We start from the raw sequence: 23540 nt of genomic DNA on the forward strand, positions 1-23540 counted from the left end.
CTTTAGACCAATGGACGAGCCTCCTTTTTCATGAAGGCTCAGCGTAAGCATAGCGACCTATGTATAATGCCGCCGCTGACCAAAGAGTCACGACGGCGGACCGCTCTAGAACGTAGCCTTTCGCCAGAAAGCCGGACTATTACCATAGCCCACCCGCTTGACGCTCGACTGATGCAAACCAACATCACCGCGAAGAAACCTCGACATTTCGCTCATGGATGACTTTGAACGAACGCGCTCTACCCGGCGCATCTCGAGTTTCTGCGCACGCTTTCAGCAAAGAAGAGAGTTAATCCGAATATGCCCACCCGCTCGAAGATCATCTACACCTTCACCGACGAAGCCCCAGCCCTCGCCACCTATTCACTGCTGCCTATCGTAGAGGCCTTCACCGCTTCCGCTGATATTGCCGTGGAAACCCGCGACATTTCCCTCGCCGGGCGCATCCTCGCAAGCTTCCCCGAGCAACTGGGCACCAAGGCCATCCCGGACCACCTCGCCGAACTGGGCGACTTGGCCGTTACGCCTGAAGCCAACATCATCAAGCTTCCCAACATCAGCGCCTCGACCCCGCAGCTGCAAGCCGCGATCAAGGAACTGCAGGCCCAGGGCTACGCCCTGCCGGACTACCCTGAAACCGTAACCACCGACGCGGAAAAAGAAACCCGTGCACGTTACGACAAGGTCAAGGGCAGCGCCGTGAACCCGGTCCTGCGCGAAGGCAACTCCGACCGTCGCGCACCGCTGTCGGTCAAGAACTACGCACGCAAGCACCCGCACAAGATGGGCGCCTGGGCTGCCGACTCCAAGTCGCACATTGCCCACATGAACAACGGCGACTTCTACGGCAGCGAAAAAGCCGTGCAGATCGAAGCCGCTGACGCTGTCAAAATTGCGCTGGTCGCAAAGGACGGCACCACCGCCGTCCTGAAGGAAAAGACCAACGTACAGGCCGGCGAAATCATCGACACCGCCGTGCTGAGCAAAAAAGCCCTGCGCAGCTTCATCGCCGCTGAAATCGAAGACGCCAAGAAGCAAGGCGTGCTGCTGTCGGTCCACTTGAAAGCCACCATGATGAAGGTCTCCGACCCGATCATGTTCGGCCAGATCGTTGCCGAGTTCTATAAAGACGCCCTGGCCAAGCACGCCACCGTGCTGGAGCAGATCGGCTTCAACCTGAACAACGGCATCGGCGACCTGTACGCCCGCATCAAGGCCCTGCCGGCCGACCAGCAAGCGCAGATCGAAGCCGACATCCAGGCGGTCTACGCCGCGCGCCCTGCCCTGGCGATGGTCAACTCCGACAAAGGCATCACCAACCTGCACGTGCCGAGCGACGTGATCGTCGACGCCTCGATGCCAGCAATGATCCGCGACTCCGGCAAGATGTGGGGCACCGACGGCCAGTTGCACGACACCAAGGCCGTGATCCCGGATCGCTGCTACGCCACCATCTACCAGGCGGTCATCGAAGACTGCAAGGCCAATGGCGCCTTCGACCCAACCACCATGGGCAGCGTGCCAAACGTTGGCCTGATGGCCAAGAAAGCCGAAGAGTACGGCTCCCACGACAAGACCTTCCAGATCAAGGCTGACGGCGTTGTCCGCGTCACCGACAGCCAGGGCAACCTGCTGATGGAACAGAACGTCGAAGCTGGCGACATCTTCCGCATGTGCCAGACCAAAGACGCGCCGATCCAAGACTGGGTCAAGCTCGCCGTCAACCGTGCTCGCGCCAGCAACACCCCGGCCATCTTCTGGCTGGACCCTAAGCGCGCCCACGATGGTGTAGTCGTCGAGAAAGTTCAGGCTTACCTCAAAGACCACAACACCGAAGGCCTGGACATCCGCATCATGGCCCCGGTCGATGCGATGAAGTTCACCCTGGAGCGCACCCGCAAGGGCCTGGACACCATCTCGGTGACCGGTAACGTACTGCGCGACTACCTGACCGACCTGTTCCCGATCATGGAACTGGGCACCAGCGCCAAGATGCTGTCGATCGTGCCGCTGATGAACGGTGGCGGCCTGTTCGAAACCGGCGCTGGCGGCTCGGCTCCAAAGCACGTGCAGCAACTGCTGGAAGAAAACTTCCTGCGCTGGGATTCTTTGGGCGAGTTCCTGGCCCTGGCCGCGTCCCTTGAGCACTTGGGTGTGACATACAACAACCCGAAAGCCCTGGTACTGTCCAAGACCCTGGACCAGGCTACCGGCCAGTTCCTGGACAACAACAAGTCGCCATCGCGCAAAGTCGGCAACATCGACAACCGCGGCAGCCACTTCTACCTGGCGCTGTACTGGGCACAAGCCCTGGCCGCCCAGACCGAAGACACTGCACTGCAAGCGCAGTTTGGCGAATTGGCCAAAACCCTGGCCGAGAACGAAGCAACCATCGTTGCCGAACTCAACGCCGTACAGGGCAAGCCAGTGGACATCGGCGGCTACTACGCGCCGAACCCAGAGCTGACCAGCAAAGCCATGCGCCCAAGCAACACCCTCAATGCGGCGATTGCCAAGTTGAAGTAAGGTTGTAAGGATGCAAAGAAGCCCCGGCCAAGTGCCGGGGTTTCTGCTTGTAGGGACTTCATTGAAGAAACCCAATCCAATGTGGGAGCTGGCTTGCCTGCGATTGCAGTCTGTAGGAGCGAGCTTGCTCACGAAAAACTCAAAGGCGCCGCGTTCATTCAGCAAGCACGCGTTATCGTTGACGTTTTTCGCGAGCAAGCTCGCTCCTACAAAAAAGCCTTAATTGACTGGCATTAAGGCAAGCCAGCTCCCACATTGACCGAGTCACCTTCCAGATACCGAGGTTCGCAATGACCTGGCTCCCCCACATCACCGTCGCCACCATCGTCGAAGACAACGGCAAGTTCCTGATGGTCGAAGAACTCAAGGGCGGCCGCGCCGTGCTCAATCAGCCCGCCGGCCACCTGGACCCGAACGAAACCCTGACCGAAGCCGCCGTGCGCGAGACGCTGGAAGAAACCGGCTGGGACGTGGAAGCCACCGGCATCGTCGGCATCTACCTGTACACCGCACCCAGCAATGGCGTGACCTATCAACGGGTCTGCTTTGTCGCCAAGGCCCTGAGACACCACCCGGAGTACCAACTCGACGAAGGCATCCTGCGCGCCCGCTGGTTGACCCGTGACGAGCTGATGGCGGTGCGCGACGACTGGCGCAGCGAGCTGATTATCCGCTGCATCGATGATTACCTGGCCGGCCAGCGCCACAGTCTCGAATTGATCCGCCCTTCTCTTTAGCCTTGCGGGCCCAGGCCTGCTAGAATCGCGTCCTTTTTCAAGACACCCGTTGAAACCCTATGCGTGATCCAGCCCCTTCTGACACACAAAAGAAGCGCGTCATCGTCGGCATGTCCGGCGGCGTGGACTCTTCCGTTTCCGCCGTTCTGCTCATGGAGCAGGGTTATGAGGTGGAAGGCCTGTTCATGAAGAACTGGGAAGAAGACGATGGAACGGAATACTGCACCGCCATGGACGACCTGGCCGACGCCCAGGCCGTGTGCGACAAGATCGGCATCAAGCTGCACACCGCCAACTTCGCCGCCGAGTACTGGGACAACGTGTTCGAGCACTTCCTGGCCGAATACAAGGCCGGCCGCACGCCGAACCCGGATATCCTGTGCAACCGCGAAATCAAGTTTAAGGCCTTCCTCGACTACGCCATGATGCTCGGCGCCGACCTGATAGCTACCGGCCACTACGTGCGCCGTCGCGATATCGATGGCCGCACCGAATTGCTCAAGGGCCTGGACCCGAACAAGGACCAGAGCTACTTCCTGCATGCCGTCGGCGGTGAACAGATCGCCAAGACGCTGTTCCCGGTCGGCGAGCTGGAAAAGCCCGAAGTGCGCAAGATCGCCGAGAAGCACGGCCTGGCCACCGCCAAGAAGAAAGATTCCACCGGTATCTGCTTTATCGGCGAGCGGCGTTTCAGCGACTTCCTCAAGCAATACCTGCCCGCGCAACCGGGCGAGATCAAGACTACCGACGGTGAAGTGATCGGCCGTCACCACGGCCTGATGTACCACACCATCGGCCAGCGTCAGGGCCTGGGCATTGGCGGCCTGAAGGACGCAGGTGAAGAGCCGTGGTACGTGCTGGTCAAAGACCTGGAAAACAACGTGCTGGTGGTCGGCCAAGGCAATGAGCACCCGCTGCTGTTCTCCGGCGCCCTGCTCGCTTCCGAGATCTATTGGGTCAACCCGATCGACTTGAGCACCCCGCGCCGCCTGACCGCCAAAGTTCGTTATCGCCAGAGCGACCAGCCCTGCACCCTGGAAAAGACCGCCACCGGTTACCGCGCCATCTTCGATGACCCGCAACGCGCGGTCACCCCTGGCCAGTCCGTGGTGTTCTATGACGGCGAAATCTGCCTGGGCGGCGGCGTGATTGAAGTTGCGCAAGCCTGGAGCAACCCGGCATGAGCCCGACCCAGGAGCAGTTGACAGCCCTTGGCGGTGTGTTTCTCGCTGCGGTACTGGTGGACAAGATCGCCAAGACCGGCCAAGTCACTGAAGCCGGCCTGACCTGCATGCTCGGTAGCCTGCTGATCCGCGATCCCAAGGACACCCTTGAGGTTTACGGCGGCGACGACCTGGCGCTGCGTGAAGGCTATCGCGCCCTGATCGGCGCCCTGGAGCGCGACCCCAGCACCTTGCAGCGCGAACCGTTGCGCTATGCCCTGTCGATGCTTGGCCTTGAGCGCCAACTGGCCAAGCGCGACGACCTGCTGGACACCATCGGCAAGCGCCTGCCGCAGATCCAGTCCCAGGTAGAACACTTCGGCCCGGCCCACGAAAACGTGATCGCAGCCTGTGGTGCGCTGTACCAGGACACCTTGAGCACCCTGCGCCAGCGCATCCAGGTGCACGGCGATATGCGCAACCTGCAACAACCCAACAACGCGTCGAAAATCCGCGCATTGCTGCTGGCCGGTATTCGTTCGGCACGCTTGTGGCGCCAGCTGGGCGGTCATCGCTGGCAGTTGGTGATCAGCCGGCGCAAATTGCTCAAAGAGCTTTACCCGTTGATGCGCAACGAATAAGTCGCACCAACAGGCTGTTTTCAAGCCATTACGCGTAATACGCCGGTCAGTTGGCGACGGACCGGCGGATTTTTTCATGTATGATACGCGCCCCATTTCGTTGCCCGACTGTCCGAGAACACCCCATGCAGCTCTCTTCGCTCACTGCGGTTTCCCCTGTTGACGGCCGCTACGCCGGCAAAACCCAGGCCCTGCGCCCTATTTTCAGCGAGTACGGCCTGATCCGTGCCCGTGTCCTGGTTGAAGTGCGCTGGCTCCAGCGCCTGGCCAGTCACCGCGCCATCAGCGAAGTGCCGGCGTTTTCCGCCGAGGCCAACGCTGTATTGAACACCCTGGCGGAAAACTTCTCCCTGGAGCACGCCGAGCGTGTGAAAGAGATCGAGCGCACCACCAACCACGACGTCAAAGCCATCGAATACCTGCTCAAAGAGCAAGCGGCCCAACTGCCGGAACTGGCCAAGGTCAGCGAGTTCATCCACTTTGCCTGCACCAGCGAGGACATCAACAACCTGTCCCACGCCCTGATGCTGCGCGAAGGCCGTGATGACGTGATGTTGCCGCTGATGCGCCAGACTGCCGAAGCCATCCGCGAGCTGGCGATCCGTTTCGCTGCCGTGCCGATGCTGTCGCGCACCCACGGCCAGCCGGCCTCGCCAACTACCCTGGGCAAAGAACTGGCCAACGTTGTGTACCGCCTGGAGCGCCAGATCGCCCAAGTCGCCGCCGTGCCATTGCTGGGCAAGATCAACGGTGCCGTAGGCAACTACAACGCCCACCTGTCGGCCTACCCTGAGATCGACTGGGAAGCCAACGCCCGCGCCTTCATCGAAGACGAGCTGGGCCTGGGTTTCAACCCCTACACCACGCAGATCGAACCGCACGACTACATCGCCGAGCTGTTCGACGCGATTGCACGCTTCAACACCATCCTGATCGATTTCGATCGCGATATCTGGGGCTACATCTCCCTGGGCTACTTCAAGCAGCGCACCATTGCCGGCGAAATCGGTTCGTCGACCATGCCGCACAAGGTCAACCCGATCGACTTCGAAAACTCCGAAGGCAACCTGGGTATTGCCAACGCCCTGTTCCAGCACCTGGCCAGCAAGTTGCCGATCTCCCGCTGGCAGCGCGACCTGACCGACTCCACTGTACTGCGCAACCTCGGTGTCGGCTTTGCCCACAGCGTGATCGCATACGAAGCCAGCCTCAAAGGCATCAGCAAGCTGGAGCTCAACGAGCAGAAGATTGCCGCTGACCTGGACGCGTGCTGGGAAGTACTGGCCGAGCCGATCCAGACCGTGATGCGCCGCTACAACATCGAAAACCCCTACGAGAAGCTGAAAGAATTGACGCGCGGCAAGGGCATCAGCCCCGAAGCGCTGCAAACTTTCATCGACGGCCTGGACATGCCAGCCGCGGCCAAGGCCGAGCTGAAACTGCTCACCCCGGCCAACTACATCGGCAACGCTGTAGAGCAAGCCAAGCGCATCTGATCCAAGCAAGCTCCTTTGAGACGCCCGGCCGCGCCGGGCGTTTTTATTCCTGTCTTAAAAGTGCTTTTTTTCAATAGGTTACACATGAATCCTGATATCCCTCTTCAACTTCTGGGCGGCATCACGGCACGGGAATTCCTGCGCGACTACTGGCAGAAAAAACCGCTGCTGATCCGCCAGGCCCTCCCTGACTTCGAAAGCCCGATCGATGCCGACGAACTGGCAGGCCTGGCCCTGGAAGAGGAAGTCGAGTCGCGCCTGGTGATCGAACACGGCGAGCGCCCGTGGGAACTGCGCCGCGGCCCGTTCGCCGAAGACGCTTTCAGCACCCTGCCCGAGCGTGAGTGGACCCTGCTGGTGCAGGCGGTCGACCAGTTCGTGCCGGAAGTGGCTGAGCTGTTGGAGCACTTCCGCTTCCTGCCGAGCTGGCGTATCGATGATGTGATGATCAGCTTCGCCGCGCCGGGTGGCAGCGTCGGTCCGCATTTCGATAACTACGATGTGTTCCTGCTGCAAGCCCAGGGCAAGCGCAACTGGAAGATCGGCCAGATGTGCAATTCCGAAAGCCCGTTGCTGCAACACGCCGACCTGCGCATCCTCGCCGAATTCGAAGAAAGCGCCGAATGGGTACTGGAACCGGGCGACATGCTCTACCTGCCGCCGCGCCTGGCCCATTTCGGTATTGCCGAAGACGACTGCATGACCTATTCCGTCGGTTTCCGTGCACCGAGCGCCGCCGAAGTGCTGACCCACTTCACCGACTTCCTCAGCCAGTACCTGACCGACGAAGAACGCTACACCGACGCCGACGCCCAGCCGGTCAGCGACCCGCACCAGATTCAGGGCGACGCACTGGACCGCCTCAAGGACCTGCTCGCCGAGCACATGAGCGATGAGCGCATGCTGCTGACCTGGTTCGGCCAGTTCATGACCGAACCACGCTACCCGGAGCTGGTAGCCGGCGAAGAGTTGGGCGAAGAAGACTTCATCAACAGCCTGCAAGACGGCGCGATCCTGGTGCGCAACCCGAGCGCGCGCCTGGCCTGGTCCGAAGTGGACGACGACGTCCTGCTGTTCGCCAGCGGCCAGAGCCGTTACCTGCCGGGCAAACTGCGTGAACTGTTGAAGCTGGTGTGCTCGGCGGATGCACTGCACAGCGAAAACCTGGGCGAGTGGCTGGCCGACGAAGACGGTCGCGACCTGCTGTGCGAACTGGTCAAGCAAGGCAGCCTGGGGTTCGCGGATGAATAAAATTCACGTAAGTGTCGCGGACTGGCGAAAGGATATCGACGAGATTCGGCGCATTCGTGAAGCGGTATTTATCGCCGAACAATCGGTTCCGCCTGAACTGGAGTGGGACGCGGACGATGCCGGCGCCATGCATTTTCTTGCATACGAAGGCGACTTCCCGATTGGCACTGCTCGACTGCTGCCCAGCGGCGAGATTGGTCGCGTGTCGGTGCTCAAGGATTGGCGCGGGCTGAAAGTCGGCGACAAGCTGATGGAAGCCGTGATTGGCGAGGCTGTGAAACGCGGCCAGACCCGGCAGTTCCTGAGTGCGCAGGTGTATGCGGCGCCGTTCTATGAGCGGCTGGGTTTCAAGATCGTCAGCGATGAGTTTCTTGAAGTCGGGATTCCGCATGTGGATATGGTGCGCGAGGGCTAATTCGAGACCGCGCCGCCTTTATCGCAGGCAAGCCAGCTCCCACATTTGACTGCATTCCAAGTGTGGGAGCTGGCTTGCCTGCGATAGCTATTTCAGCAACACCCTGAATGCCCTGCCTGCCAGGGCATTTTGCCGTCTACGATTCAACTTGCACCCTGCCAGGCCGACAAACTGGCACTATCAAGCAAATGACTCGCAGAGATAACGGACATGTCCCTACGCACCCTGCTCACCGCCCTTCTGATGACCGTCAGCGCTTGCGCCATGGCCGCCACTGAAGTCGTCAACCTGAACAACCGCACCAGCGCCGACCTGCTGCCCGTGGCGCAGAACTTCATCGGCAAGGACGGCACCGTCAGCGCCTACGGCAACCAACTTATCGTTAACGCTGAGCCCGCCAAGATCGAGGGCTTGCGCGCACTGCTCGGCCAATTGGATACACCGGCCAAACGCCTGCTGATCACCGTCGATACCAACGAGAACAACCAGCAGAACAGCGGTGACAGCCAGACCCGCATCATCAGCTACGGCACTGCCAGCCGCGACGGTGGCGTGCAGCAGATCCAGGCCAGCGAAGGCGTGCCTGCGCTGATCCAGGTCGGCCAGAGCGTACCGCTGACCACCACGCAACAGGACAGCTATGGCCGTCTGCAAAACCAGACCCAGTATCGCAACGTCACCCAGGGCTTTTACGTGACCGCCAGCGTCACTGGCGAAACCGTACACCTGGCCATCAGTACCAACCGTGACCGCATGAGCCAGGAACGTCCCGATGTAGTGAACGTGAAAAGCACCGACACAACTGTCAGCGGCCGCCTGGGCGAATGGATCCCCCTGGCCGGCATCAATCGCGAAACCCAGGCGGACAAATCCTCTACAACCCGCAGCTACTCTACTCAGGGCCGCGATGACCTGACTTTACGGGTCAAGGTCGACACCCTGAACTGAAGCACCGAAAACTGACTGGCAAGTCGCATTAGACTAAAGATGTAGTGCTTGAAAAAAAGCACTACAAAACATTTGACGAGCCAAAAAAGCATGGGCATGATGGCCTCGCTCCCGCTAATCAGGGGCCCTGGCAAGGGCCTTCGGATCGCTGCTCTAAGCTACCCACCTGAGCCGATTCGTGTCTGTACCGCCCACAAGGTGTGTTTGACGTTGGTTGCGACTGGAACGAAGTTGTCCCGAGGGACGGAAGCTAACCAGGTAACCCGGCTACACACTGATGGATCGTACCAAGGCCCACGACGCCCGAAGACCGTTCGCAGTTTGCCCTTACCTGCTCAACTCCCCCCTTTGAGCCCCATCGTTCATCCCGTCGCCTACCTCCGTCAGATTTGACTTGAACACCAAAGCTTCTGGTCAGCGAGCAACCCTACCCAGGCAACGAATGCCGGGCTGGCAAACGGATACTTCAAACAAGACGCGACGAGGTTTTTCCCCATGGCACTGACACGCGAACAGCAAATTGCAGCCCTTGAAAAAGACTGGGCTGAAAACCCACGCTGGAAAGGCGTAACCCGCGCTTATTCCGCTGCTGACGTCGTCCGCCTGCGTGGCTCGGTTCAACCTGAGCACACCTTTGCAAAACTCGGCGCCGAGAAGCTGTGGAACCTGGTCACCCAAGGCGCCAAGCCGTCCTTCCGTCCCGACAAAGATTTCGTCAACTGCATGGGCGCCCTCACTGGCGGCCAGGCAGTCCAGCAGGTAAAAGCCGGTATCCAGGCGATCTACCTGTCCGGCTGGCAAGTGGCAGCGGACAACAACTCCGCTGAATCCATGTACCCCGACCAATCGCTGTACCCGGTGGACTCGGTGCCAACCGTGGTCAAGCGCATCAACAACTCGTTCCGTCGTGCCGACCAGATCCAGTGGAAAGCCGGCAAGAACCCAGGCGATGAAGGCTACATCGACTACTTCGCGCCAATCGTGGCCGACGCCGAAGCCGGTTTCGGCGGCGTACTCAACGCCTACGAACTGATGAAAAGCATGATCGAGGCAGGCGCTGCCGGCGTGCACTTCGAAGACCAGTTGGCCTCGGTGAAAAAATGCGGCCACATGGGCGGCAAGGTACTGGTACCGACCCAGGAAGCCGTACAGAAGCTGACCGCCGCTCGCCTGGCCGCTGACGTGGCCGGTACGCCGACCATCATCCTGGCCCGTACCGACGCCAACGCAGCAGACCTGCTGACCTCGGACTGCGACCCGTACGACCAGCCGTTCGTCACCGGCGAACGCACCCAGGAAGGCTTCTACAAAGTGCGCGCCGGCCTCGACCAGGCTATCGCCCGTGGCCTGGCCTACGCGCCGTACGCCGACCTGATCTGGTGCGAAACCGCCAAGCCGGACCTGGACGAAGCACGCCGCTTTGCCGAAGCGATCAAGAAGGAATACCCGGACCAACTGCTGTCCTACAACTGCTCGCCTTCCTTCAACTGGAAGAAGAACCTGGACGACGCGACCATCGCCAAGTTCCAGCGTGAGCTGTCGGCCATGGGCTACAAGCACCAGTTCATCACCCTGGCCGGTATCCACAACATGTGGCACAGCATGTTCAACCTGGCGCACGACTACGCCCGCAACGACATGACTGCCTACGTGAAGCTGCAGGAGCAGGAATTCGCTGACGCCGCCAAAGGCTACACCTTCGTGGCGCACCAGCAGGAAGTGGGCACCGGCTACTTCGACGACATGACCACCGTAATCCAGGGCGGCTCCTCGTCCGTGACCGCGCTGACCGGCTCGACCGAAGAAGAGCAGTTCCACTAAGTACCGCGTACACGGCCACTGCGGCCCCACGGAAGACCTAACCGCAGTGCCGCGCAACAATCACGCCCCGACTGGTTCGGGGCGTTTTTTTTGCCTAGGAATCACCGAAAATCAATGGTGGGAGCTGGCTTGCCTGCGATGGCGGTGGGTCAGAGGCAGGTGTTTCAGCTGATTCGCTGCTATCGCAGGCAAGCCAGCTCCCACATTGACCGCGCCCTATCCATAGTTTTTTGCTAAAAACATTGATCCAGAGCGGTATCCGCACAGGCCCAATCGGGTAAAAGAGCCGTTGCAGCAACTAAGCAGCACTCAAGCAAGTAACGCTAACTTCCCGCGCCACATGAGAAACACTCGCTTAAACCTCTGCGCAAACAATATTCATTATCATTTGGCGCTTGAAAACTTCGTTACATCTTAAACAAAACATATTTGATGAAAAGCCCGCTAATGCCCACACCACAAGGGCTACAGCCCCAAGAAGGTGCACTATGTGCTTATTCCACCGAATAATTTCGCCCTGGGAATTTTACTTGCCCGGTGTTTAGCCATAAAATCACCGCGATTGATTGCAGTGCGACATATCGTCACTGCATCGTTACTTTTTCGAGCTCAGAGACCTTTGCTCTCTGTTAAGGATTTCCAGCATGACCGACGCGACAGGACTCATGGCCCACAACTGGGGCTTTGCCATTTTCCTCCTCGGTGTTGTAGGCCTTTGCGCCTTCATGCTCGGCGTGTCCAGCCTCCTCGGGTCAAAAGCCTGGGGCCGCAGCAAAAACGAACCGTTCGAATCCGGCATGCTGCCTACAGGTGGCGCCCGCTTGCGGCTCTCAGCCAAATTCTATCTGGTCGCGATGTTGTTCGTGATCTTCGATATCGAAGCCCTCTTTCTCTTTGCATGGTCTGTGTCCGTCCGCGAAAGCGGCTGGACCGGATTCGTCGAAGCTCTCGTTTTCATAGCAATTCTGTTGGCAGGTCTTGTCTACCTGTTCCGAGTGGGCGCCCTTGACTGGGCTCCGGAAGCTCGTCGCAAGCGGCAAGCGAAGCTGAAACAATGAGGCTTTGGCAATGCAATACAATCTCACCAGGATCGACCCGGATGCTCCTAACGAGCAGTACCCCATCGGCGAACGGGAAACCGTTTCCGACCCGTTAGAAGACCAAGTCCACAAAAACATCTACATGGGCAAGCTGGAAGACGTGCTGAGTGGCGCGGTCAACTGGGGGCGTAAAAACTCCCTGTGGCCGTACAACTTCGGCCTTTCGTGCTGCTACGTGGAAATGACCACCGCCTTCACGGCGCCCCACGACATCGCGCGCTTTGGCGCCGAAGTGATCCGGGCCTCGCCGCGCCAGGCGGATTTCATGGTTATCGCCGGTACCTGCTTCATCAAGATGGCGCCGATCATCCAGCGTCTCTATGAGCAAATGCTCGAACCAAAATGGGTTATCTCCATGGGTTCGTGCGCCAACTCCGGTGGCATGTACGACATCTACTCGGTCGTTCAAGGGGTGGACAAGTTCCTGCCCGTGGACGTCTACGTGCCTGGCTGCCCGCCCCGTCCCGAAGCGTTCCTGCAAGGCTTGATGCTGTTGCAGGAATCGATTGGCAAGGAGCGTCGCCCACTGTCCTGGGTGGTCGGTGATCAAGGCGTTTATCGCGCCGAGATGCCGTCTCAAAAGGAACAGCGCCGCGAACAGCGAATCGCAGTCACCAACCTGCGCAGCCCCGACGAAGTCTGATCCAGCACCGCTTCTTTTATAGAACGAAAACCTGGCTTCATTCTTTACGTTGACCGAAAGCGATAAAAAACCATGACTACAGGCAGTGCTCTGTACATCCCGCCTTATAAGGCAGACGACCAGGATGTGGTTGTCGAACTCAATAACCGTTTTGGCCCTGACGCCTTCACCGCCCAGGCCACACGCACCGGTATGCCGGTGCTGTGGGTGGCGCGTGCCAGGCTCGTCGAAGTCCTGACCTTCCTGCGCAACCTGCCCAAGCCGTACGTCATGCTCTATGACCTGCATGGCGTGGACGAGCGTCTGCGCACCAAGCGCCAGGGCCTGCCGAGCGGCGCCGATTTCACTGTGTTCTACCACCTGATGTCGCTGGAACGTAACAGCGACGTGATGATCAAGGTTGCCCTGAGCGAGAGCGACCTGAGCATCCCGACCGTGACCGGTATCTGGCCGAACGCCAGCTGGTACGAGCGTGAAGTCTGGGACATGTTCGGTATCGACTTCCCCGGCCACCCGCACCTGACGCGCATCATGATGCCGCCGACCTGGGAAGGTCACCCGCTGCGCAAGGACTTCCCTGCCCGCGCCACCGAATTCGACCCGTTCAGCCTCAACCTGGCCAAGCAGCAACTGGAAGAAGAAGCCGCGCGCTTCCGCCCCGAAGACTGGGGCATGAAGCGTTCCGGTACTAACGAGGACTACATGTTCCTCAACCTGGGCCCGAACCACCCTTCGGCCCACGGTGCTTTCCGTATCATCCTGCAACTGGACGGCGAAGAAATCGTCGACTGCGTCCCGGACATCGGCTACCACCACCGTGGCGCCGAGAAGATGGCCGAGCGTCAGTCCTGGCACAGCTTCATCCCGTACACCGACCGTATCGACTACCTCGGCGGCGTGATGAACAACCTGCCGTACGTGCTCTCGGTCGAGAAGCTGGCCGGTATCAAGGTGCCGGACCGCGTCGACACCATCCGCATCATGATGGCCGAGTTCTTCCGGATCACCAGCCACCTGCTGTTCCTGGGTACCTATATCCAGGACGTCGGCGCCATGACCCCGGTGTTCTTCACCTTCACCGACCGTCAGCGCGCGTACAAGGTCATCGAAGCCATCACTGGCTTCCGTCTGCACCCGGCCTGGTACCGCATTGGCGGGGTGGCCCACGACCTGCCGAACGGCTGGGAGCGCCTGGTCAAGGAATTCATCGACTGGATGCCCAAGCGTCTGGACGAATACCAGAAAGCCGCCCTGGACAACAGCATCCTCAAAGGCCGCACCATCGGCGTCGCGCAGTACAATACCAAAGAGGCCCTGGAATGGGGCGTCACCGGTGCCGGCCTGCGTTCCACTGGTTGCGACTTCGACCTGCGTAAAGCGCGCCCATACTCCGGCTACGAGAACTTCGAGTTCGAAGTACCGCTGGCGGCCAATGGCGATGCCTACGACCGTTGCATCGTGCGCGTCGAAGAAATGCGCCAGAGCCTGAAGATCATCGAGCAGTGCATGCGCAACATGCCGGCCGGCCCGTACAAGGCGGATCACCCGCTGACCACGCCGCCGCCCAAAGAGCGCACGCTGCAGCACATCGAAACCCTGATCACGCACTTCCTGCAGGTTTCGTGGGGCCCGGTGATGCCGGCCAACGAATCCTTCCAGATGATCGAAGCGACCAAGGGTATCAACAGTTATTACCTGACGAGCGATGGCGGCACCATGAGCTACCGCACCCGGATTCGTACCCCAAGCTTTGCCCACTTGCAGCAGATCCCTTCGGTGATCAAAGGCGAGATGGTCGCGGACTTGATTGCGTACCTGGGTAGTATCGATTTCGTTATGGCCGACGTGGACCGCTAAGCATGAACAGCACGCTTATCCAGACAGACCGTTTCACCTTGAGTGAAACCGAGCGCTCGGCCATCGAGCACGAGCTGCATCACTACGAAGACCCGCGCGCGGCGTCTATCGAAGCCCTGAAGATCGTCCAGAAGGAACGTGGCTGGGTGCCCGACGGCGCCCTCTACGCCATCGGCGAGATCCTCGGCATCCCCGCCAGCGACGTTGAAGGCGTGGCCACGTTCTACAGCCAGATCTTCCGTCAGCCGGTGGGCCGCCACATCATTCGCGTGTGCGACAGCATGGTCTGCTACATCGGCGGCCATGAGTCCGTGGTCAGCGAGATCCAGAACAAGCTGGGCATCGGCCTCGGCCAGACCACCCCGGACGGCCGCTTCACGCTGCTGCCGGTGTGCTGCCTAGGCAACTGCGACAAGGCGCCGGCGTTGATGATCGACGACGACACATTCGGTGACGTACAGCCCGCTGGCGTCACCCAATTGCTCGAGGGCTACCCATGACCCTGACTTCCTTCGGCCCGGCCAACCTGATCAAGCGTTCGGCCGAGACTCACCCCCTCACCTGGCGCCTGCGTGACGACGGCGAGCCGGTATGGCTCGACGAGTACCAGGCCAAGAACGGCTACGCGGCTGCGCGCAAAGCCTTCGCCGACATGGCCCAGGACGATATCGTCCAGACCGTGAAGGACGCCGGCCTCAAGGGCCGCGGCGGTGCGGGCTTCCCCACTGGCGTGAAGTGGGGCCTGATGCCCAAAGACGAATCCATCAACATCCGCTACCTGCTGTGCAACGCAGATGAAATGGAGCCCAACACCTGGAAAGACCGCATGCTGATGGAGCAACTGCCCCATCTGCTGATCGAAGGCATGCTGATCAGTGCCCGTGCGCTGAAAACCTACCGTGGCTACATCTTCCTGCGTGGCGAGTACACCACCGCCGCCAAGCACCTCAACCGTGCCGTGCAAGAAGCCAAGGCCGCAGGCTTGCTAGGCAAGAACATCCTCGGTTCCGGCTTTGACTTCGAACTGTTCGTGCACACCGGCGCCGGGCGTTATATCTGCGGTGAAGAAACCGCACTGATCAACTCCCTCGAAGGCCGCCGCGCCAACCCGCGCTCCAAGCCGCCCTTCCCCGCCGCCGTGGGCGTGTGGGGCAAGCCGACCTGCGTGAACAACGTCGAGACCCTGTGCAATGTGCCAGCGATCATCGCCGACGGCGTGGACTGGTACAAATCCTTGGCCCGTGAAGGCAGCGAAGACATGGGCACCAAGCTCATGGGCTTCTCCGGCAAGGTCAAGAACCCTGGCCTGTGGGAGCTGCCGTTCGGCGTGACCGCGCGCGAGCTGTTCGAGGACTACGCCGGCGGCATGCGCGACGGCTACACCTTGAAAGCCTGGCAGCCAGGCGGCGCCGGTACCGGCTTCCTGCTCCCTGAGCACCTCGACGCACAGATGTATGCCGGCGGCATCGGCAAGGTGGGTACCCGGATGGGTACTGGCCTGGCGATGGCGGTCGACAACACGGTGAACATGGTCTCGCTGCTGCGCAACATGGAGCAGTTCTTTGCCCGTGAATCGTGCGGTTTCTGCACCCCATGCCGCGACGGTCTGCCGTGGAGCGTCAAGCTGCTGATGGCCCTGGAAAATGGCGAAGGCCGCGAGGGTGACATCGAAACCCTGCTGGGCCTGGTCGGCTTCCTCGGCCCAGGCAAGACCTTCTGTGCTCACGCACCGGGCGCCGTGGAGCCATTGGGCAGCGCAATCAAATACTTCCGCTCGGAGTTCGAAGCCGGCATCGCGCCCACCAGCGCCGCCGTCCCGCCTCTGGCGAAGCCGATCGTAGTCGGCGCGTAACGCTTAAACAGGCGAAGGGTCCGTGCCCTTCGCCTGCTCATGTGCTGACGCCTTCAAGGCTGTGTAGATGCACATGAATAACAAGATTCCATTAGCCACGCCCGCTGACAACGGGCCAACGAAGAACTTTGAACCATGGCCACTATCCACGTAGACGGCAAAGCGCTCGAAGTCGATGGGGCGGACAACCTGTTACAGGCGTGTCTGTCACTCGGCCTCGACATCCCGTATTTCTGCTGGCACCCCGCGCTTGGTAGCGTCGGTGCCTGTCGCCAGTGTGCGGTCAAGCAATACACCGACGAGAACGACACCCGTGGTCGTATCGTCATGTCCTGCATGACCCCAGCCACCGACAACACCTGGATCTCCATCGACGATGAAGAATCCAAGGCATTCCGCGCCAGCGTTGTCGAATGGCTGATGACCAACCACCCCCACGACTGCCCGGTCTGTGAGGAAGGCGGTCACTGCCACCTGCAAGACATGACGGTGATGACCGGCCACAACGAGCGCCGTTATCGCTTCACCAAGCGTACCCACCAGAACCAGGACCTCGGCCCGTTCATCTCCCACGAGATGAACCGCTGCATCGCCTGCTACCGCTGCGTGCGCTTCTATAAAGACTACGCCGGCGGCACCGACCTGGGCGTGTTCGGCGCCCACGACAACGTGTACTTCGGTCGCGTTGAAGACGGCGTGCTGGAGAGCGAGTTCTCCGGCAACCTCACCGAGGTCTGCCCGACCGGTGTGTTCACCGACAAGACCCACTCCGAGCGCTACAACCGTAAGTGGGACATGCAGTTTGCACCGAGCATCTGCCATGGCTGCTCCAGCGGTTGCAACATCTCCCCGGGCGAGCGCTACGGCGAACTGCGTCGCATCGAAAACCGCTTCAACGGTTCGGTCAACCAGTACTTCCTGTGCGACCGTGGCCGTTTCGGCTATGGCTACGTCAACCGCGAAGACCGCCCACGCCAGCCACTGTTGGCCGATGGCGCCAAGCTGAGCCTGGACGCCGCGCTGGATAAGGCCGCCGACCTGTTGCGCGGCCGTAACATCGTCGGTATCGGTTCACCACGTGCCAGCCTCGAAAGCAACTTCGCCTTGCGCGAGTTGGTAGGTGCCGAGCACTTCTACAGCGGCATCGAAGCCGGCGAGCTGGAGCGCATTCGCCTGGTCCTGCAAGTGCTGAACGACAGCCCGCTGCCCGTGCCGAACATGCGCGACATCGAAGACCACGACGCGATCTTCGTACTCGGTGAAGACCTGACCCAGACCGCCGCACGTATCGCGCTGTCCCTGCGTCAATCGGTCAAAGGCAAGGCCGAAGAAATGGCCGACGCCATGCGCGTACAGCCGTGGCTCGACGCCGCCGTGAAAAACATCGGCCAGCACGCGCTGAACCCGCTGTTTATCGCTTCTCTGGCTGAAACCAAGCTCGACGACATCGCCGAAGAATGCGTGCACGCTGCGCCGGACGACCTGGCCCGCCTCGGTTTCGCCGTGGCCCATGCCCTCGACGCCAGCGCGCCTGCGGTTGAAGGCCTGGACGCTGAAGCCGTCGAACTGGCCCAGCGCATTGCCGACGCCCTGCTGGCGGCTAAGCGTCCGTTGATCATTGCCGGTACCTCGTTGGGTTCCAAGGCGCTGATCGAAGCCGCTGCCAACATCGCCAAGGCCCTGAAGCTGCGCGACAAAAACGGTTCCATCAGCCTGGTAGTGCCGGAAGCCAACAGTCTGGGCCTGGCCATGCTCGGTGGCGAGTCCGTGGACGCGGCGCTGCAAGCCGTGATCGACGGCAACGCCGACGCCATCGTGGTACTGGAAAACGACCTGTACACCCGCACCGCTGCGGCCAAGGTTGACGCTGCGCTCAACGCCGCCAAGGTGCTGATCGTCGCCGACCATCAGAAGACCGCCACCAGCGACCGCGCCGACCTGGTGCTGCCAGCCGCCACCTTCGCTGAAGGCGACGGTACCCTGGTCAGCCAGGAAGGCCGCGCCCAGCGCTTCTTCCAGGTGTTCGATCCGAAGTACATGGACGCCAGCATCCTGGTGCACGAAGGCTGGCGCTGGCTGCATGCCCTGCGCGCCACCCTGCTGAACCAGCCGATCGACTGGACCCAGCTCGACCACGTCACCGCTGCCACCGCCGCCAGCGCGCCGCAGCTTGCCCGCATCGTCGATGCCGCGCCGTCCGCTGCGTTCCGCATCAAGGGCCTGAAACTGGCGCGTGAGCCGTTGCGTTACTCCGGTCGTACCGCCATGCGTGCTGACATCAGCGTGCACGAGCCGCGTACCCCGCAAGACAACGACACCGCGTTTGCCTTCTCCATGGAAGGTTATTCGGGTTCGGCCGAGCCGCGTCAGCAGGTGCCGTTTGCCTGGTCGCCGGGCTGGAACTCGCCGCAAGCCTGGAACAAGTTCCAGGACGAAGTCGGTGGTCATATCCGCGCTGGCGACCCGGGCACCCGCCTGATCGAAAGCAGCGGTGACTCGCTGAACTGGTTCGCTGCGGTACCGCGTCCGTTCAACCCGGCGCCGGGCACCTGGCAGGTCGTGCCGTTCTTCCACCTGTTCGGCAGCGAAGAAACTTCTTCCAAGGCCGCGCCGGTGCAAGAGCGTATTCCTGCCGCCTATGTGTCTGTCGCCAAGTCCGAAGCCGACCGCCTGGGCGTCAACGACGGTGCGCTGCTCAGCCTGAACGTGGCCGGCCAGACCCTGCGTCTGCCGCTGCGTATCAATGACGAGCTGGGTGCCGGCCTGGTTGCACTGCCCAAAGGCATCGCCGGTATTCCGCCTGCCATTTTCGGCAAAACCGTTGACGGTCTGCAGGAGGCAGCGCAATGACTTGGTTCACGCCGGAAGTAATTGACGTGATCATCTCGGTGGTCAAGGCCATCGTGATCCTGTTGGCCGTGGTCGTCGCGGGCGCGTTGCTCAGCTTCGTCGAACGTCGCCTGCTGGGCTGGTGGCAGGACCGTTACGGTCCGAACCGCGTTGGCCCATTCGGCATGTTCCAGATCGCGGCCGACATGCTGAAAATGTTCTTCAAGGAAGACTGGACCCCGCCGTTCGCCGACAAGGTGATCTTCACCCTGGCACCGGTGGTAGCCATGAGCGCCTTGCTGATCGCCTTCGCGATCATCCCGATCACCCCGACCTGGGGCGTGGCGGACCTGAACATCGGCTTGCTGTTCTTCTTCGCCATGGCCGGTTTGTCGGTCTATGCCGTGCTGTTCGCCGGTTGGGCCAGTAACAACAAGTTCGCCCTGCTGGGCAGCTTGCGGGCCTCGGCCCAGACCGTGTCCTACGAAGTGTTCATGGGCCTGGCCCTGATGGGCATCGTGGTGCAGGTTGGCTCGTTCAACATGCGCGATATCGTCGAGTACCAGGCGCAGAACCTGTGGTTCATCATTCCGCAGTTCTTCGGCTTCTGTACTTTCTTCATCGCTGGCGTGGCCGTGACTCACCGTCACCCGTTCGACCAGCCGGAAGCGGAACAGGAACTGGCCGACGGTTACCACATTGAATATGCCGGTATGAAATGGGGCATGTTCTTCGTTGGTGAGTACATCGGCATCATCTTGATCTCGGCCCTGCTGGTCACGCTGTTCTTCGGCGGCTGGCACGGTCCGTTTGGCATCCTGCCGCAGTTGGCCTTCTTCTGGTTCTTCTTGAAGACCGCGTTCTTCATCATGCTGTTCATCCTGCTGCGCGCCTCGATTCCGCGCCCGCGCTATGACCAGGTGATGGATTTCAGCTGGAGATTCTGCCTGCCGCTGACCCTGATCAATTTGCTGGTGACGGCTGCCGTCGTGTTGTTGAACACGCCCGCTGCCGCGGTTCAGTGAGGATTTGACCCATGTTCAAATATATTGGCGACATCGTTAAGGGTACCGGTACCCAGTTGCGAAGCCTGGTGATGGTGTTCGGTCACGGCTTTCGCAAACGCGACACCCTGCAATACCCCGAAGAAGCGGTGTACCTGCCGCCGCGCTATCGCGGCCGCATCGTACTGACCCGCGACCCCGACGGCGAAGAGCGTTGCGTAGCCTGCAACCTGTGCGCCGTGGCGTGCCCGGTGGGTTGCATTTCCCTGCAGAAAGCTGAAACCGAAGACGGTCGCTGGTACCCGGACTTCTTCCGTATCAACTTCTCGCGCTGCATTTTCTGCGGCCTCTGCGAGGAAGCTTGCCCGACCACCGCGATCCAGCTCACACCGGATTTCGAGATGGCCGAGTTCAAACGTCAGGACCTGGTGTACGAGAAAGAAGATCTTTTGATCTCTGGTCCCGGTAAAAACCCTGATTACAACTTCTATCGTGTTGCAGGTATGGCCGTTGCCGGTAAGCCGAAGGGCGCCGCACAAAACGAAGCCGAGCCGATCAACGTGAAGAGCTTGCTGCCTTAAGGAAGAAAGATGGAATTCGCTTTCTATTTCGCATCGGGTATTGCAGTGGTGTCCACGCTTCGCGTGATCACCAACACTAACCCTGTGCACGCCCTGCTCTACCTGATCATTTCGCTGATCGCCGTGGCCATGACGTTTTTCAGCCTCGGCGCACCGTTCGCCGGAGTGCTGGAAGTGATCGCCTACGCCGGCGCCATCATGGTGCTGTTCGTGTTTGTGGTGATGATGCTCAACCTGGGGCCGGCTTCGGTCGCCCAGGAGCGCGTCTGGCTCAAGCCCGGCATCTGGCTCGGCCCGGTTGTGCTCGCAGCCCTGCTGCTGGGTGAACTGCTGTATGTGCTGTTCGCTCACCAGAGCGGCCAGGCCATCGGCCACACCACCGTAGACGCGAAAGCCGTGGGCATCAGCCTGTTCGGCCCGTACCTGCTGGTGGTTGAACTGGCTTCGATGCTGCTGCTCGCCGCAGCCATCACGGCCTTCCACTTGGGCCGCAACGAAGCCAAGGAGCAATGACGATGCCTGCTATCCCTTTGGAGCATGGTCTGGCGGTCGCCGGCATCCTGTTCTGCCTTGGCCTGGTCGGCCTGATGGTTCGCCGTAACATTCTGTTCGTGTTGATGAGCCTGGAAATCATGATGAACGCCGCGGCACTGGCGTTCATCGTGGCAGGCGCACGTTGGGGCCAGCCGGATGGACAAGTCATGTTCATCCTGGTGATCAGCCTGGCAGCCGCCGAAGCCAGTATTGGCCTGGCGATCCTGCTGCAACTGTATCGTCGCTTCCACACGCTTGATATCGACGCTGCCAGTGAGATGCGCGGATGAACATGATCTTTCTGACTTTCGTATTCCCCCTGATCGGTTTCCTGCTGCTGTCGTTCTCTCGCGGGCGCTGGTCGGAAAACCTCTCGGCCCTGATCGGCGTGGGCTCCATCGGCCTGTCGGCCATCGTGGCCGCCTACGTCATCTGGCAATTCAATGTGGCACCGCCTGAAGGCGGTCACTACACCCTGGTGCTGTGGCAGTGGATGGCGGTTGAAGGCTTCAAGCCCAACTTCGCCCTCTACGTCGACGGCCTGTCGATCACCATGCTCGGCGTGGTGGTGGGTGTGGGCTTCCTGATCCACTTGTTCGCGTCCTGGTACATGCGCGGTGAAGCGGGCTACTCGCGCTTCTTCTCGTACACCAACCTGTTTATCGCCAGCATGCTGTTTCTGGTGCTGGGCGATAACCTGTTGTTCCTGTACTTCGGCTGGGAAGGCGTGGGCCTGTGCTCGTACCTGTTGATCGGTTTCTACTACAGCAACCGCAACAACGGTAACGCGGCACTCAAGGCATTTATCGTCACCCGCATCGGCGACGTGTTCATGGCCATCGGCCTGTTCATCCTGTTCCAACAGGTGGGCACGCTGAACATCCAGGAACTGCTGGTACTGGCTCCGCAGAAATTCCAGGTCAGCGACTTCTGGATCACCCTGGCGACCCTGATGCTGCTGGGCGGCGCCGTGGGTAAATCTGCGCAACTGCCGCTGCAAACCTGGCTGGCGGATGCGATGGCCGGCCCTACCCCGGTATCGGCATTGATCCACGCCGCCACCATGGTGACCGCCGGTGTCTACCTGATCGCCCGTACCCACGGCCTGTTCACCCTGGCGCCGGACATCCTGCACCTGGTGGGCATCGTGGGCGGCGTGACCCTGGTGCTGGCCGGCTTCGCCGCGCTGGTGCAGACCGACATCAAGCGTATCCTCGCCTACTCGACCATGAGCCAGATCGGCTACATGTTCCTGGCCCTTGGCGTGGGCGCCTGGGACGCGGCGATCTTCCACCTGATGACCCACGCATTCTTCAAGGCCCTGCTGTTCCTCGCCTCCGGTGCGGTGATCGTGGCGTGCCACCACGAGCAGAACATCTTCAAGATGGGCGGCCTGTGGAAGAAACTGCCACTGGCCTACGCCAGCTTCATCGTCGGTGGTGCCGCCCTGGCCGCCTTGCCGTTGGTGACCGCCGGTTTCTACTCCAAGGACGAAATCCTCTGGGAAGCTTTCGCCAGCGGTAACCAGAACCTGCTGTACGCAGGCCTGGTGGGTGCGTTCATGACCTCGCTGTACACCTTCCGCCTGATCTTCATCACCTTCCACGGTGAAGCCAAGACCGAAGCGCACGCAGGCCACGGCATCTCCCACTGGCTGCCACTGTCGGTGCTGATCATCCTGTCGACCTTCGTCGGCGCGATGATCACTCCACCGCTGCACGGTGTGTTGCCACAGAGCGTCGGCCATGCCGGCGGCGAAGCCCAGCACAGCCTGGAAATCGCCTCGGGCGCCATCGCCATCGCCGGTATCCTGCTGGCGGCCCTGCTGTTCCTCGGCAAGCGTCGCTTCGTGACCGCCGTGGCCAACAGTGGCATTGGTCGCTTCCTGTCGGCCTGGTGGTTCGCTGCCTGGGGCTTCGATTGGATCTACGACAAACTGTTCGTCAAACCTTACCTTGCGATCAGCCACGTGCTGCGCAAAGACCCGCTCGACCAGACCATCGGTTTGATCCCGCGTGCCGCCAAGGCCGGTCACACCGCCCTGAGCCGCAGCGAGACCGGCCAATTGCGTTGGTATGCAGCTTCCATGGCCGTCGGTGCCGTGCTGGTGATCGGCGCCATCGTGGTGGTAGCGGTATGACT

At 60.8% G+C, this 23540-nt stretch carries 20 protein-coding genes; all 20 read left to right on the forward strand.

Translation table 11 applies throughout. From position 1 onward, the window contains the following. The first annotated feature begins 300 nt into the window (after positions 1–300). The 20 genes from E1K68_RS17010 to nuoL all read left to right on the forward strand — a co-directional run bounded on the left by E1K68_RS17010 (position 301) and on the right by nuoL (position 23538). Positions 301–2526, forward strand: a complete 2226-nt coding sequence (locus E1K68_RS17010; protein WP_212614457.1) for an NADP-dependent isocitrate dehydrogenase — start codon at positions 301–303, stop codon at positions 2524–2526. Positions 2527–2816: 290 nt separating this feature from the next. Then, complete coding sequence (locus E1K68_RS17015) at positions 2817–3263, forward strand: NUDIX hydrolase (RefSeq protein ID WP_003192098.1); 447 nt, start codon at positions 2817–2819, stop codon at positions 3261–3263. 59 nt (positions 3264–3322) lie between these two features. Further along, entirely contained in the window at positions 3323–4447 is a 1125-nt protein-coding gene (gene mnmA / locus E1K68_RS17020; RefSeq protein WP_003192100.1) for a tRNA 2-thiouridine(34) synthase MnmA, read from the forward strand. Beyond that, a complete protein-coding gene (gene hflD / locus E1K68_RS17025) occupies positions 4444–5067 on the forward strand; it encodes a high frequency lysogenization protein HflD (RefSeq protein ID WP_003192101.1) in 624 nt (207 codons plus the stop codon). Before mnmA ends, hflD begins: the two co-directional genes overlap by 4 nt. A gap of 125 nt (positions 5068–5192) precedes the next feature. Beyond that, complete coding sequence (gene purB, locus E1K68_RS17030) at positions 5193–6563, forward strand: adenylosuccinate lyase (protein WP_212614458.1); 1371 nt, start codon at positions 5193–5195, stop codon at positions 6561–6563. 84 nt (positions 6564–6647) lie between these two features. Next, positions 6648–7814, forward strand: coding sequence for a cupin domain-containing protein (locus E1K68_RS17035; RefSeq protein ID WP_212614459.1), 1167 nt, complete (start codon positions 6648–6650; stop codon positions 7812–7814). After that, positions 7807–8229, forward strand: a complete 423-nt coding sequence (locus E1K68_RS17040) for a GNAT family N-acetyltransferase (RefSeq protein WP_003192105.1) — start codon at positions 7807–7809, stop codon at positions 8227–8229. Before E1K68_RS17035 ends, E1K68_RS17040 begins: the two co-directional genes overlap by 8 nt. A gap of 210 nt (positions 8230–8439) precedes the next feature. Beyond that, complete coding sequence (locus E1K68_RS17045; protein ID WP_212614460.1) at positions 8440–9177, forward strand: secretin N-terminal domain-containing protein; 738 nt, start codon at positions 8440–8442, stop codon at positions 9175–9177. A gap of 495 nt (positions 9178–9672) precedes the next feature. Beyond that, complete coding sequence (gene aceA, locus E1K68_RS17050; RefSeq protein ID WP_154744202.1) at positions 9673–10998, forward strand: isocitrate lyase; 1326 nt, start codon at positions 9673–9675, stop codon at positions 10996–10998. A gap of 644 nt (positions 10999–11642) precedes the next feature. Next, positions 11643–12056, forward strand: a complete 414-nt coding sequence (locus tag E1K68_RS17055; RefSeq protein WP_003192109.1) for an NADH-quinone oxidoreductase subunit A — start codon at positions 11643–11645, stop codon at positions 12054–12056. 10 nt (positions 12057–12066) lie between these two features. Beyond that, the gene (locus tag E1K68_RS17060) at positions 12067–12741 is read left to right on the forward strand and encodes an NADH-quinone oxidoreductase subunit B (RefSeq protein WP_003174719.1); all 675 of its coding nucleotides are present in this window, start codon (positions 12067–12069) and stop codon (positions 12739–12741) included. Positions 12742–12813: 72 nt separating this feature from the next. Continuing rightward, positions 12814–14598 (forward strand): NADH-quinone oxidoreductase subunit C/D, encoded by a 1785-nt coding sequence (nuoC, locus tag E1K68_RS17065; protein ID WP_003192111.1) that lies wholly within the window; start codon positions 12814–12816, stop codon positions 14596–14598. Between the two features lie 2 nt (positions 14599–14600). After that, positions 14601–15098, forward strand: coding sequence for an NADH-quinone oxidoreductase subunit NuoE (gene nuoE, locus E1K68_RS17070; RefSeq protein WP_003174721.1), 498 nt, complete (start codon positions 14601–14603; stop codon positions 15096–15098). Next, positions 15095–16450 (forward strand): NADH-quinone oxidoreductase subunit NuoF, encoded by a 1356-nt coding sequence (gene nuoF, locus E1K68_RS17075; protein WP_034133820.1) that lies wholly within the window; start codon positions 15095–15097, stop codon positions 16448–16450. The genes nuoE and nuoF overlap by 4 nt, the downstream gene beginning before the upstream one ends. 135 nt (positions 16451–16585) lie before the next feature. Next, positions 16586–19300: an NADH-quinone oxidoreductase subunit NuoG gene (gene nuoG, locus E1K68_RS17080; protein WP_137204372.1), complete on the forward strand. Its 2715-nt coding sequence runs from the start codon at positions 16586–16588 to the stop codon at positions 19298–19300. After that, positions 19297–20304 (forward strand): NADH-quinone oxidoreductase subunit NuoH, encoded by a 1008-nt coding sequence (nuoH, locus tag E1K68_RS17085; protein WP_003192116.1) that lies wholly within the window; start codon positions 19297–19299, stop codon positions 20302–20304. Before nuoG ends, nuoH begins: the two co-directional genes overlap by 4 nt. 11 nt (positions 20305–20315) lie before the next feature. Next, entirely contained in the window at positions 20316–20864 is a 549-nt protein-coding gene (gene nuoI, locus E1K68_RS17090) for an NADH-quinone oxidoreductase subunit NuoI (protein WP_003174725.1), read from the forward strand. Positions 20865–20873: 9 nt separating this feature from the next. Next, on the forward strand, positions 20874–21377 hold the full coding sequence (nuoJ, locus tag E1K68_RS17095) for an NADH-quinone oxidoreductase subunit J (RefSeq protein WP_003174726.1): 504 nt from the start codon (positions 20874–20876) through the stop codon (positions 21375–21377). Between the two features lie 2 nt (positions 21378–21379). Further along, on the forward strand, positions 21380–21688 hold the full coding sequence (gene nuoK / locus E1K68_RS17100) for an NADH-quinone oxidoreductase subunit NuoK (protein WP_003174727.1): 309 nt from the start codon (positions 21380–21382) through the stop codon (positions 21686–21688). After that, the gene (nuoL, locus tag E1K68_RS17105) at positions 21685–23538 is read left to right on the forward strand and encodes an NADH-quinone oxidoreductase subunit L (protein ID WP_212614461.1); all 1854 of its coding nucleotides are present in this window, start codon (positions 21685–21687) and stop codon (positions 23536–23538) included. The genes nuoK and nuoL overlap by 4 nt, the downstream gene beginning before the upstream one ends. Positions 23539–23540: the final 2 nt, after the last annotated feature.

It is taken from the genome of Pseudomonas sp. B2021 (assembly GCF_018135665.1).
Classification (GTDB): Bacteria; Pseudomonadota; Gammaproteobacteria; order Pseudomonadales; family Pseudomonadaceae; genus Aquipseudomonas; species Aquipseudomonas lactis.